General features: G+C 37.2%; 12 protein-coding genes. 6 read left to right on the top strand and 6 right to left on the bottom strand.

Annotated features, from left to right (window positions below; all coding sequences use genetic code 11):
* The first annotated feature begins 31 nt into the window (after nucleotides 1-31).
* Entirely contained in the window at nucleotides 32-955 is a 924-nt protein-coding gene (locus tag LG402_RS09800) for a LysR family transcriptional regulator (RefSeq protein WP_166541241.1), read from the top strand.
* Here LG402_RS09800 and LG402_RS09795 read toward each other — a convergent pair whose 3' ends face one another.
* Entirely contained in the window at nucleotides 956-1,432 is a 477-nt protein-coding gene (locus LG402_RS09795) for a hypothetical protein (RefSeq protein ID WP_227336866.1), read from the bottom strand. It lies immediately after the preceding gene.
* Between the two features lie 197 nt (nucleotides 1,433-1,629).
* On the opposite strand from LG402_RS09795, the gene yegD reads away from it, so the two are divergent.
* The 5 genes from yegD to LG402_RS09770 all read left to right on the top strand — a co-directional run bounded on the left by yegD (nucleotide 1,630) and on the right by LG402_RS09770 (nucleotide 5,751).
* Nucleotides 1,630-2,982 carry a molecular chaperone gene (gene yegD / locus LG402_RS09790; RefSeq protein WP_109408252.1) on the top strand — a complete coding sequence of 451 codons (1,353 nt, stop codon included), beginning with the start codon at nucleotides 1,630-1,632 and terminating at the stop codon, nucleotides 2,980-2,982.
* Nucleotides 2,983-3,095: 113 nt separating this feature from the next.
* Complete coding sequence (locus LG402_RS09785) at nucleotides 3,096-4,121, top strand: threonine aldolase family protein (protein WP_109408253.1); 1,026 nt, start codon at nucleotides 3,096-3,098, stop codon at nucleotides 4,119-4,121.
* 164 nt (nucleotides 4,122-4,285) lie between these two features.
* Entirely contained in the window at nucleotides 4,286-4,549 is a 264-nt protein-coding gene (locus tag LG402_RS09780) for a DUF3811 domain-containing protein (protein ID WP_109408254.1), read from the top strand.
* 140 nt (nucleotides 4,550-4,689) lie between these two features.
* Nucleotides 4,690-5,154, top strand: a complete 465-nt coding sequence (locus tag LG402_RS09775; RefSeq protein ID WP_166541245.1) for a hypothetical protein — start codon at nucleotides 4,690-4,692, stop codon at nucleotides 5,152-5,154.
* A gap of 3 nt (nucleotides 5,155-5,157) precedes the next feature.
* Entirely contained in the window at nucleotides 5,158-5,751 is a 594-nt protein-coding gene (locus tag LG402_RS09770) for a putative adenosine monophosphate-protein transferase Fic (RefSeq protein WP_166541246.1), read from the top strand.
* Here the strand turns inward: LG402_RS09770 and LG402_RS09765 are convergent.
* The 5 genes from LG402_RS09765 to LG402_RS09745 all read right to left on the bottom strand — a co-directional run bounded on the left by LG402_RS09765 (nucleotide 5,748) and on the right by LG402_RS09745 (nucleotide 12,146).
* Nucleotides 5,748-6,506, bottom strand: a complete 759-nt coding sequence (locus LG402_RS09765; RefSeq protein WP_166541247.1) for a hypothetical protein — start codon at nucleotides 6,504-6,506, stop codon at nucleotides 5,748-5,750. The two genes, LG402_RS09770 and LG402_RS09765, sit on opposite strands and share 4 nt — an antisense overlap.
* A 134-nt stretch (nucleotides 6,507-6,640) precedes the next feature.
* Nucleotides 6,641-8,095: a xylulokinase gene (gene xylB / locus LG402_RS09760; RefSeq protein ID WP_227336865.1), complete on the bottom strand. Its 1,455-nt coding sequence runs from the start codon at nucleotides 8,093-8,095 to the stop codon at nucleotides 6,641-6,643.
* A 72-nt stretch (nucleotides 8,096-8,167) separates the two neighbouring features.
* Nucleotides 8,168-9,484, bottom strand: a complete 1,317-nt coding sequence (gene xylA / locus LG402_RS09755) for a xylose isomerase (protein WP_166541249.1) — start codon at nucleotides 9,482-9,484, stop codon at nucleotides 8,168-8,170.
* A gap of 10 nt (nucleotides 9,485-9,494) precedes the next feature.
* Nucleotides 9,495-10,970, bottom strand: coding sequence for a Na+/H+ antiporter NhaC (nhaC, locus tag LG402_RS09750; protein ID WP_109408257.1), 1,476 nt, complete (start codon nucleotides 10,968-10,970; stop codon nucleotides 9,495-9,497).
* Between the two features lie 6 nt (nucleotides 10,971-10,976).
* Nucleotides 10,977-12,146 carry a MalY/PatB family protein gene (locus LG402_RS09745; protein WP_227336864.1) on the bottom strand — a complete coding sequence of 390 codons (1,170 nt, stop codon included), beginning with the start codon at nucleotides 12,144-12,146 and terminating at the stop codon, nucleotides 10,977-10,979.
* Nucleotides 12,147-12,245 lie beyond the last annotated feature (99 nt).

Here is a 12,245-nt window from a genome sequence, read left to right as displayed (position 1 = left end):
GGAAACACACTGTTTACTCTAGGTTGACAATATGAATGATATGAACGTTTTTCCCATTCTGATTGCTGTGGCTGAGCATTTGAGTATTACCAAAGCAGCCAAAACATTGAATATGACAAAATCAGCGGTCAGTAAGGCCATCCAAGGTGTAGAAGAGAAATTAGGTATACGCCTATTTCATAGAACGACAAGAAGTGTCAGCTTAACTGAAGAGGGCATTGTCTATATTGGCTATATTCGGGGATCTTATAAGTTAGCTGTAATGGCAGAAGAGGCCATTTCACAATTTAGCGATAAAGCCAAAGGCAATATTAAAATTTCAGCGCCCATGTCATTTGGTACGTTACATCTTGCTAAAATAATGCCTTTATTTATGCAGAAGTACCCAGAGCTTGATGTACAACTTTTATTTGATGATAAAGTAACGGATTTAGTAGCAGAAGGGTATGATCTTGCAATTAGAATTGGTGAATTACCCGATTCCTCATTAATAGCGCGTCAATTATCCCCTTGTCATAGCCAACTTTACGCTTCTTCAGAGTATCTTGAAAAATATGGTGAACCCACACAAGTTTCTGAGCTAAAAAATCACAATTGCTTATCGTATTCATTATATCAAGCTGGCTTAGAGTGGATTTTTTATCAAAGAGGTAAAAAATATAGCCATATTCCTAAAGGTAGTTATCGTGCCAATAACAGTGAAGCATTATTACAAGCCGTTTTGCAAGGAATAGGTATTGCTTTACTCCCTCATTTTATTACTCAAACAGCCTTATCAAATACAGATAAAAAACTTATCCCAATATTGACGCACTTCGATTTACCTGAACACTTTATTTATGTAGTTTATCCTGATAAAAAAAATCTTCCTCGCAAGATAACGCTATTTGTTGATTTCTTAAAAGAGCAGTTTGGTGTTCATAGCGACTACCAACGCAACATTGAAAGAAAATGATCACAATAAACGATTATCATCACCGAAAAAGTCACCTGTTAACCACTGCGTTACGGTTTTAGCATTAATTTGATTTGCTTGTAGCTTTTCAATCGCAAAGTATTCAGGGAATGAGGAATCTGATTCATCAGACTCTCTTTCAAGTTGTTCTAATTTAGAGAGGGCATTTTCATAGTTATCAAAAATAACTTTAATATCTCGATAGATCTGACCAAAACCTTCACTAAAACGTGAAACAATATAATAAAAATCTGAAAGAGGGATATCACAACTAAAAGTGTCTAATTTCACTTCTTCAACTTCGATCCATCTGTCCTTTTCAGTGAGAACTTTAACTTGATTTTCGTCGTTTTGATTATCTTTAATGAAAGTTATTTTTGCTTTTTCAGCAGCATCTCTGTTGTCAAAAGCCCCTAAAATAAAATCAGGGCCTTCATAATCAGATATACCTATAATGCATAAATAAATTATCTTCATGTTTTTTGCGCCTTCTTGAAAAAATCTCTAATTATTTTATAACCATTTTAATTTTGTTAAGAATATTATAAGCCCCCCATACACTAAATTACTTGGCTCATTGACACTCTTTTTGACTTTATAATCTGGTGGTAATTGCAAAAATCTTGATGTAGAGTGCTCAGTCTTTTTTTAATGAAGTCTATTGGGGAGGCTGAATGTTTATAGGCTTTGATTACGGAACATCGAATTGTTCTGTTGCAATCATGAAAGAAGGAAAACCGACTCTTTTGCCTTTAGAAGGTAATGATGTCTATATTCCATCGACCCTTTGTGCGCCAACCCGTGAATCTGTTTCTGAGCACTTATTTCGCCATTTAAATATTAAACCTTCCAGTGAAATTGGCGAACAATTACTAAGAAAGTCGATTGCGTTTAATCGAGAAGAAGATATTGAATTAGTTCCTGAAGATATTCTTTTCGGACAATCCGCACTAAGTTTATATCTACGTGATCCGCGCGATGTCTATTACGTTAAATCACCGAAATCCTTTTTAGGGGCTTCTGGCCTGCATGATATACAAATTAGCTTCTTTGAAGATTTAGTGTGCGCCATGATGGCGAATATTAAACATCAAGCAGAAAAAAGCACACAAGAAGCAATTACAGATACCGTTATTGGCAAACCTATTAACTTTAATGGGTTAGGTGGTGAAACGTCAAATAAACAAGCAGAAAGTATTCTTATCCGCGCAGCTAAAAGGGCTGGCTTTAAGAATATTATGTTTGAATTTGAACCAGTAGCGGCTGGGCTTGAATATGAATCAACCTTAAATAAAGACCAAACAGTGCTCGTCGTTGATATTGGCGGAGGTACAACAGATTGCTCATTAATTCAGATGGGGCCGAGTTATCAAGGAAAAACTGACCGTTCAAACACCTTACTAGCCCATAGTGGACAACGTGTTGGTGGTAATGATCTTGATATTTACCTTGCTTTTAAACAGCTTATGCCTTTATTCGGTATGACAGGATTAACTTCTTCTGGTATTAAATTACCGCTGAAACAATTCTGGGATCCCATTGCGATTAATAATGTCGAAGCACAAAAAGATTTTTATTCTCGTCAAAATTTAGCCGCATTAAATCAACTTAGACGAGATGCAAAAGAACCTGAAAAAATAGCTCGTCTAATCGAAGTGTATAATGAAACACTGGGTTATAGCATTGTTCGACGTGCTGAAGAAGCTAAAATTGCTTTATCAGATTCTCCTGAATATATTGCTAATATCGCCTTATTAAGTGAAACATTAGAATGCACCATTGAGCGTGAACAAATGGTGGAGTCGATTGAATCCCCTAAAAGTAAAATGATTGAATTAGTTAATGACGCTGTTCAACAAGGGGGAATAAAACCGGATGCTATCTTTATGACGGGTGGCTCAGCGCGTTCACCGATTTTATGCCAAGCAATAGAACAACAATTACCTAATATTCCTATTGTGAAAGGGAATGATTTTGGATCGGTTACCGCAGGATTAGCTCGCTGGGGCGAAGTCTGCTTTAAATAACTTACTTTTTCAAGATATTAAAGCGCTTTACATTTAATCGGTGTATTGATTAGATGTGGAGCGTTTTTATTTATAAAACACAATAAAAAATACAACATTTGACAGGAGAACACATGTACCGCTTCCAAAATGATTATAATGAAATTGCACATCCCGCGGTCATGAAGGCAATTACGGATACAGTGGGTCAGCGCTATGATGGATATGGCATGGATACGCTTTGTCATCAAGCTGCTCACTCAATAAAACAGCGTATTCAACAGCCTGATGCGGATATTCACTTTTTTAATGGTGGTACCATCACTAATTTAACCGCGATTTCTCATTTTTTACGCCCACACCAAGCTGTTATTTCTGTGAGTACAGGACATATTGCAACACATGAAACCGGCGCTATTGAAGCAACAGGGCATAAAGTTATCACCACATTTTCGGCTGATGGTAAATTAACCCCTGCATTATTAAAACCTATTCTTGCTGAACATAACGATGAACATTGGGTTCAACCTAAGCTTGTTTATATTACGAATGCCACCGAAATTGGTACGGTTTATCGTAAAACAGAACTACAAGCACTCCGTGATTTCTGTAACGAGCATAATTTGTGGTTGTACCTTGATGGTGCGCGTTTAGCCGCAGGATTAATGTCAGCTCAAAGTGATCTGACTATTGAAGATATCGCCAGTTTAACCGATGCGTTTTATATTGGTGGTACTAAAATCGGTGCAATGTCAGCTGAAACGCTAGTGATTTGCCATCCTGCATTAAAATCTGATTTTCGTTTTAGCTTAAAACAAAAGGGTGGATTACAAGCAAAAGGTTGGTTATTAGGTGCGCAATTTGAAGCTTTATTTAAAGATGATCTCTATTTTAAATTAGGCAAACACCTTAATGAAATGGCATCACAATTAACCGAATTCTTTACTGCACAAGGTTTTGAATTTTTAGCACCGCCAGAATCTAACCAAGTTTTTGTTATTCTGCCAAACACGATTGCGGAAAAATTAACACAACAGTTTGTTTTTCATCGTGTATTACTTGAAGATCCTAATTTGAGTTGCTTACGTCTTTGTACTTCTTGGGCAACAACACAGCAAGATATCGATGGATTTAAAACAGCATTTCTGCAATTAGTTTAATTTGTTATTTACAGTTATTGTTTATGCATTACGCACTTATTCAGGCGTAATGCATTTTTAATGTAATAATAAATTAATTTCTCCAATTTTAAATATAATGATGGAGAGGAATCTTAATAGTGTTATATTAATCTCTCCTCACTCAACATAAGTAGGGTAAAAGAATGAAGAAACTGACACTCCAAGAAATGACAGATGCCCAACGAATGCGAGTAAGAACCCGAATAGCTCAAGAGAAAAAGAAGTTCGGACGTGAATTAACTAATGCTGAAATGAACAGAACCAAAGACTCCATTATTACCGAAATCTCCCTCGAAGTTGAAAAAGCCACCAAAAAAGCACAAGCCCTCAAGAAAAAACAGAAATTAGCCCCTAGTGATGAAACTTATAGTTGGTCAGCCAAAAACCATCGTAGTGGGTATCGTTAATTTTTTTCCTTGCTAGTAAGCCCTATTACTAGCAAGGAATTACCTTGAAAGTCGTATTTTCAATTACTATTGTTAAATAAAAAAACACGATATAGTATGATGAATATATCAGTAAATTTTAGAGAATGAGAGCTTTGAACATGTATATTAAAAATATTTTAAAAACTAATAATATAGAGGATTTAAAATTATTAGGTTCTTTTAATGAGCTCGTCAAAATTATCGAAAATGAACTTGATACAAAAATTATAGTTACAGATTGGATTTCATTATACAAAACTATAATGTCAATTAATGACTTTATTCTTTGGTTAAATTCAGGTGATTCATTAAATTATAAAATGGGATCTTTTTTAGATACTAAAAAACAACTATCAGAAAAACTGGGATTTACAATTAAAGCAAAGAGTTGGAAGGCGTTAGAATTAAAAATAGACAAATTAAAGAAATTACCTGTTTTAAATAGTTTTGATCCCTACGAATATTATGAAAAATATAAATTAGAGAAATTTTGTGATAGTTCAAAATTAGAGGGGTTAGATATAAAAATTCCTGATGAATCAACAAGTTTAGAAAAAATTCTAGCAAAGTATTATCAAGGATAACATATGGACAAATATGACGTCATCCACGACCATTATTGTTATTCTGGCTCAAGTACCTTAAAAAACAAATTAAACATAAAAAATATTGAACTCCTAGAGGAAGCAGAAAGAGAAATTACTGCCATTACAATTAAAAATATTAGATTTTTCCTTCCTCCTTATAATTTAGATTACCTTTGTTATATACATTATCAACTTTTCTCTGAACTCTATGATTGGGCGGGAAAAATCCGAACAATTGATATATCTAAAGGAGGAACACGATTTTGTACCAATACAAGAATTGCTATCGAAGTGAATAAATTATTTTTACAACTAGAAAAAGAAAACTGGCTAATTAATCTAAAACGACACGATTTCTGTAAAAAACTTGCTGAGTATTATATTGAGTTCAATATGATCCATCCTTTTAGAGAAGGTAACGGAAGAGTTCAGCGGCTATTTTTTGAGCACCTATCGTTAGCTGCAGGTTATGATTTAAATTGGAAAAATATTGAACCAGAAGAATGGATTCAGGCTAATATCGATGGAGTAAATATTAATTACGTGCCAATGGAAAAAATATTTAGCCGGATCATAACCCTTCCAAAAAATTAATTCCCTGCACTCTGAACAACAACACCCAATAAAGCGCCTAATGGAGCCAGTAATACATCACCAATAATAAATACCGGTGTACCTATTGTATTACCTACTAAATTTCCGACATTCGTTTTTGGTGTGCCTTTTAAATCATAAAGAGCAATATTAATAGGTTTAGGTAACACTTTTTCTACGATAACCACATATCTCGTTTGGTTACGTTCAAAAACATTGGCATTGATCCAAAAATCAATACACCACTGCAAGCTACCATCTTGTGCTTTGCACTCTTTTTTAAAATGAGCCTGTTCTAGCTCTTTTATTTCACTTTCCAGTAGTTTTACTTCAGGATTGATTGAAAATAAGAAAACACCTTGAATATCAGAAGCTAAAATATTATCGCCTTTATTAACGTGTCTATTTTGAATTTCAAAAGGAACGGCACCTTGAGATGCTATTCTGGCGCTAAATTTCATTTTTGGCATATATTTATAGATAACTTTTAATGGGTAATCACCATAAGAGATATTATAAATTCGGGTTTTACTCGCTAGTGACATCCCTCTAAGTGAAATAGCGCTACCATCTCGTATAACTAATGGCTCTTTATCTTCTTTTAATTCCAATTTAACTACTTCAGTAATTACATCTTTATATTCTTCTTCATAATGATAAGTAAAATCTGAAACAGGATTATTGTTCCATAGAGATTTAGTCATACAACCCGTTAGCAATGATACTCCGATGATAACTAAACCTAATTTTTTCATTTTGCCTTCTTATCTATTATGTTTTCAATATAGAGAGATCTCATAGTGCATCTTATCTTACAACTGTAAGTGAAAAATAAAACCACTCTTTATTGAGTGGTTTTAAGTATTACCCTGATATTGACGCAATATTGCTATATTTCCATCGTATCAATCAATGAATATAGCTTTTTAAAAGCATGATATTTTTTTTCGTATGTTTTATGTTTTTCTAAATTGGGTGTATGGCGTTTTTCAAGCTTAGGTTGAGAAAGAATTACTTGTGATGAATGAGCAGGGTTTACTGCTAATTGTGCTAGTCTTGCTGCACCAAGTGCAGGGCCAACATCACCACCTTGGCGATAATCAAGGGTTTTTCCTGTAATATCTGCCAGAAGTTGTCGCCAATATTCGCTTCTTGCACCACCACCAATTAACGTAATGTTATCCGCTAATTGTCCAGCATTATCAGCAACTTCAATCCCTTGTCGTAACGCAAAGCTTACACCTTCAAGAACAGCTAGGCATAAGTCAGCACGTTGATGTTCATGAGTTAATCCCCAAAAAACACCTTTGGCATTAGGGTTGTTATAAGGAGTTCGTTCACCTGAAAGATAAGGTAAAAAAAGTAGAGGGCAATCAGCAAAAGTAGCGTGTTCAAACTCTTCAAACATCGCACTCACACTCTCAATTCCTGTCAATTGACACACCCAATCAAGACATGATGCCGCACTTAACATCACTGACATTAAGTGCCAAGTATTGGGTAATGCGTGACAAAAACTGTGTACTGCATCGTCACTATTTTGGAGAAATTTTTCGCTAACAACAAAATAAACACCAGAAGTACCTAAAGAGAGCATCGCCTGACCGGGTTGGTAAACGCCAACACCGATTGCCCCCGCAGCATTATCACCGCCACCCGCAATAATAGGTACTTGCTTCATTTGCCATTTTTTAGCCACATCAGCTAATAGATAACCGGTGATTTGATTACCTTCAAACAATGTTGGCATCTGCCGACGCGTTAAGCCTGTTGCACCTAAAAGTTCATCACTCCAGTCACGCTTTTGCATATCCAACCAAAGCGTACCGGCGGCATCCGACATATCACTGGCAAAATTACCACTCATCTTCCAACGTAAAAAATCTTTCGGTAATAAAACATGCGCAATACGTTGAAAATTTTCAAGCTCGTTTTCAGCAACCCATTGTAGTTTTGGTGCCGTAAAGCCGGGCATAACTAAGTTACCAGTGATTTTTTTAAACTGAGGATATTTAGCCTCAAGCATCTGACACTGTTTAAAACTACGGCCATCGTTCCATAAGATCGCAGGGCGTAAAACGACTTGTTGAGCATCAAGTAAAACGGCTCCATGCATTTGTCCGCTTAATCCAATTGCCTCTATTTGTTCCATCGGATAATTGCGACCAAGCTGGAGAATAGCTTCTTCCGTTGCTTGCCACCATTGCAGTGGATCTTGTTCTGACCATTGAGGGTGAGGGCGTGATATTGCTAAAGAAACAGAATGGCTGGCAATAACATCGCCTTGCTCATTCATGATGATCGCTTTAACGCTTGAAGTGCCTAAATCTAGCCCTAAATACATGAAATTACCTCATGACCTGTATCTAATTAATAAACACAGCGGAAAACCCGCTGTGTTATTACGTTTATGCCATTAACCAAAAATATAGCGATTCACTAAACTTTCTAGCATTTCTTGACGTCCACTTTGTAACTGTGGCGCTAATGTATTGCTTTGTGCGTATTTCGCCACATCTTCAAGGCTTAATTTACCTTGTAAGATATTTTGGCCAAATTCAGCACTCCAACCTGAATAGCGCTGTGCCGTGAATTTATCAAGGCCACCATCTTGGATCATTCTTGCCGCAATGCGTAATGCCATTGCCATTGTGTCCATTCCTGAAATATGCCCGTAGAATAGGTCATATTTATCATTGCTTTGGCGACGAACTTTAGCATCAAAGTTTAATCCACCTGTAGTAAAGCCACCTGATTTAAGAATTTCATACATGACTAGTGCATTTTCTTCTACACTATTTGGGAATTGGTCTGTATCCCAACCTAATTGCGGATCACCACGGTTAGCATCAACTGAGCCTAAAATGCCTAACGCAATCGCAGTTGCAATCTCATGGTGGAAGCTATGTCCTGCTAATGTTGCGTGGTTTGCTTCAATGTTTACTTTCACTTCTTTTTCAAGACCAAACTGCTTTAAGAAGCCATAAACGGTTGCAGTGTCATAATCATATTGATGTTTTGTTGGCTCTTGAGGTTTTGGCTCAATCAATAATGTGCCTTGGAAACCAATTTTGTGTTTGTGCTCAACCACCATCTGCATAAAGCGGCCAATTTGCTCTCTTTCTTGGCGTAAATCAGTATTTAACAGCGTTTCATAGCCTTCGCGTCCACCCCATAATACATAGTTTTCGCCACCCAGCGCTTTTGTCGCTTTCATCGCTTCACACACTTGTGTTGCGGCCCATGCAAAAACATCAGGATCAGGGTTTGTTGCAGCACCTGCGCCATAACGAGGATTAGTGAAGCAGTTTGCGGTTCCCCATAATAACTTAACGTTGGTTTCTTCTTGTTTCTGCGCTAATACGTCGGTGATTGCCGCCATGTTAGAAATATATTCATTGATGCTATTCCCTTCAGAAATTACATCGACATCATGAAAACAGTAGAAAGGAACATTGAGCTTATGAAAGAACTCAAAGGCCACATCTGCTTTACGCTTAGCTTGCTCTAAAGCTTCACCAGGTGTTTGCCACGGTCTATCAAAAGTGCCGATACCGAACATATCAGAACCATTCCAGCAGAAGTTATGCCAATAACAAGCTGCGAATCTTAGGTGATCTTCCATTCGTTTACCCAAAATAATCTCATCAGGGTTATAGTAACGAAATGCTAATGGGTTATCGCTTGTTGTGCCTTCATATTGAATTTGTTCAATTTTATTAAAGTAAGACATGGAACCGTCCTTATTTAGTATCAAGTTGTAATTCTGAATGTGATCCAAGCTCAGCAGTCATTTCTTCCTGCTCTTCTGGTGTTAATTTGGCAATGCCAAAGCCCGTAAAACCCCACAGCATGGCAAAGAAGATGCCACTCCAGCACAATACAGCCCAAGGTAAGTAACTTAAGGTTGCAACACCTAACGTACCCGCCATATAAGCGCCTGCAGCAGTCCACGGTAAAATAGGTTCAAAGATAGTGGCGGAGTCTTCTACAGTACGCGCCAGATTTTTAGGATGTAAGCCTCGTTCAATATAGGCACCACGTAACATTTCAATAGGAATAAGGATTGAGATTTGTCCATTACAGGTCACGCCAATCATGGTTAGTCCGCAGGCAATTGTGGCTAAGATCATTGAACCTGTTGAGTGCACCATTTTTAACAATGCATGGACAATCACTTCTAATGCGCCACTTAGCGATAAAGTACCAGCAAAAGAGAGGGCGCAGAAACAGATAAGCAGAGTGCTCATCATGGAGTTCATGCCACCACGATTTAGCAAATTACCTAACAATTCAGGAACTTCTTTACCTTGGATCATCGAGACGTTGAAACCATCAACCGCACTTTTTACGATGTCATGTAAACCAAAACCTTGAATAAGATAAGCGTTAAGCATCGCAATTGCGGCAGAAGCTAACATCACTGGGATAGTGGGTTTTTTCGTTACTGAACCATATAAAATCACTAATACTGGAATGAGAAGAATAAGATTGAAGTTATAAACATTCTCAAGACCATTGGTAATTAATGTCACTTTTTCTGGCACACCTTGACCCGCTAAATCGCCATTCATGCCATAAACCGTCATCACAATCGCCGTTAAAATCAGCGAAGGCAGTGTGGTATAAAGTAAGTGCCAAATATGTTGATAAAGGTCGATCCTTGCTGCCATTGCGGCAAGGTTAGTATCACCTGATAATGGTGAAAGCTTGTCACCAAAATAAGCCCCTGCAACTACGGCACCCGCTGTAGCTGCAAGGTTTGCTTCCATACCCACTGCTACGCCCATAAATGCAACACCGATGGTTCCAGCAGAACCCCATGATGTTCCTGTACAGACCGACACCAATGACGTGACCAATAACGCTGTAACATATAGCATTTCTGGGCTGATCATTTTCAAGCCGTAATAGATCATCAGTGGAATGGTGCCACCAATCATCCATGTGCCTATTAACAAGCCCACACTGATTAAAATCAGCAATGCTGGCATAGTTTTAGCAATCTTTTGTGAGATAGCTGTTAAGATTTCGTCATAGCGATATCCCAACCGTTTTACTAACAGTGCAGCCACAACAGTCGAAAGCACCATTAATGGTTCTGGTGGTAAATCAAAAGCGGCATAGCCTCCTCCTAATAACACCACCATAGTGAGAATAGGAAAGAGCGATTCAAGAAGCGTAGGCGTTCTTGGGCTGTTTATCGTTTGCGTTTTCATTGTAATTTATTCCAAACTGGCGTGAGGTAAGGTACGAATAAGCCGAGTGAAAACGGTTTCTAATATTGAACGAGGTGTCGCGATATTAATGCGGAAAAAACCATCCCCAACCGCACCAAAACCGCGCCCCCAACTCATTTCCACTTCGGCTAATGAAACAAACCAATGTTTTAGTTGTTCTTCGGTTAACTGCATTTTTTGGTAATTAATCCATAGCATGTAGGTGCCATGACTTTGTGTGACAACCCAATCAGGAAAGTGACGTTCACATTGTTCCTTTACCCAACGTCGGTTATCAGCAAGGTACGTTTTTAATTCACCAACCCATTGTTGGCCTTGTAAGGTATAGGCTTGTAAAAAAGCGGGAACAGAAAAATATCCTGGATTATGAATACCAGCGGCAATCAAACACTGTTTAAATTTTTCACGATATTCAGGGTTAGCAATCACAATATTCGCTATCTCTAGTCCTGCTAAATTGAAAGTTTTAGCTGGAGATGTACAAATAAAAGAGTGCTGTTCTACATAGGTGTTTAAAGATGAAATAGGGTGATAGAGAGCATCATCAAAAACAAAATCTGCGTGCACATCATCAGAAATAATAAAAACGTGATATTTTTGTGCAAGCTTTGCTATTTTTATTAAGTCAGTTTGTTGCCATACCGTACCTGTTGGATTGTGTGGTGAGAGCAACATAAAACAGACCGACTGTTTAAACTTATTTTCTAGATCGTCAAAATCAATTTCATAATAACCGTCACGATAAATTAATGGGCTTTCTAATAACTCGCGGTTATTTACACAAACAGCATTACTAATAGGATGATAAGCCGGAGACAGCGTTGTGACTTTATCGCCTATTTGTGTGAAATTCTGGATATAAAGTGAAACCGCTTGTATAACACGAGGACAAAATACAATCGTCTCAGGGGCAACTATCCATTGATATTGGCTTTTAAACCAATTAGCGGCAACATTATTCCAATCATGGCTAAGATCGGTATAACCATAAATTCCCTTGTGATTAAATTCAGCAAGTTTGTTTGTAATAAAATCAGGTGCAGCAATTTCCATATCTGCAACAGATAATGGAATAACATTGGCGTTACTATTACACCATTTTGCGCTATAGGTATTTTGCCTAGAAATTAATTTATTAAAGTTATTCTGATACATGAAAAATCTCCTCGGCAATCGTGTTTAAAAACAAAATACTCGTTGTTCTTAACATTGGTTATTCCTATTTTTTACTTTGCTATTACGAAATTTGGCTTG

The sequence above is a fragment of the Proteus sp. NMG38-2 genome (assembly GCF_020640995.1).
Lineage (GTDB): Bacteria > Pseudomonadota > Gammaproteobacteria > Enterobacterales > Enterobacteriaceae > Proteus.
Note: the sequence above shows the minus strand (reverse complement) of the source record. Positions and strands in the feature narration are given on the sequence as shown.

What these genes read in the sequence shown, in the direction of transcription:
- LG402_RS09780 (WP_109408254.1), top strand. Translation starts at nt 4,286, where the DNA reads ATGAAGAAACTGACACTCCAAGAAATGACAGATGCCCAACGAATGCGA.
- LG402_RS09800 (WP_166541241.1), top strand. Translation starts at nt 32, where the DNA reads ATGAATGATATGAACGTTTTTCCCATTCTGATTGCTGTGGCTGAGCAT.
- LG402_RS09745 (WP_227336864.1), bottom strand. Translation starts at nt 12,146, where the DNA reads ATGTATCAGAATAACTTTAATAAATTAATTTCTAGGCAAAATACCTAT.
- xylB (WP_227336865.1), bottom strand. Translation starts at nt 8,095, where the DNA reads ATGTATTTAGGGCTAGATTTAGGCACTTCAAGCGTTAAAGCGATCATC.
- yegD (WP_109408252.1), top strand. Translation starts at nt 1,630, where the DNA reads ATGTTTATAGGCTTTGATTACGGAACATCGAATTGTTCTGTTGCAATC.
- nhaC (WP_109408257.1), bottom strand. Translation starts at nt 10,970, where the DNA reads ATGAAAACGCAAACGATAAACAGCCCAAGAACGCCTACGCTTCTTGAA.
- LG402_RS09775 (WP_166541245.1), top strand. Translation starts at nt 4,690, where the DNA reads ATGTATATTAAAAATATTTTAAAAACTAATAATATAGAGGATTTAAAA.
- LG402_RS09795 (WP_227336866.1), bottom strand. Translation starts at nt 1,432, where the DNA reads ATGAAGATAATTTATTTATGCATTATAGGTATATCTGATTATGAAGGC.
- LG402_RS09785 (WP_109408253.1), top strand. Translation starts at nt 3,096, where the DNA reads ATGTACCGCTTCCAAAATGATTATAATGAAATTGCACATCCCGCGGTC.
- xylA (WP_166541249.1), bottom strand. Translation starts at nt 9,484, where the DNA reads ATGTCTTACTTTAATAAAATTGAACAAATTCAATATGAAGGCACAACA.
- LG402_RS09770 (WP_166541246.1), top strand. Translation starts at nt 5,158, where the DNA reads ATGGACAAATATGACGTCATCCACGACCATTATTGTTATTCTGGCTCA.
- LG402_RS09765 (WP_166541247.1), bottom strand. Translation starts at nt 6,506, where the DNA reads ATGAAAAAATTAGGTTTAGTTATCATCGGAGTATCATTGCTAACGGGT.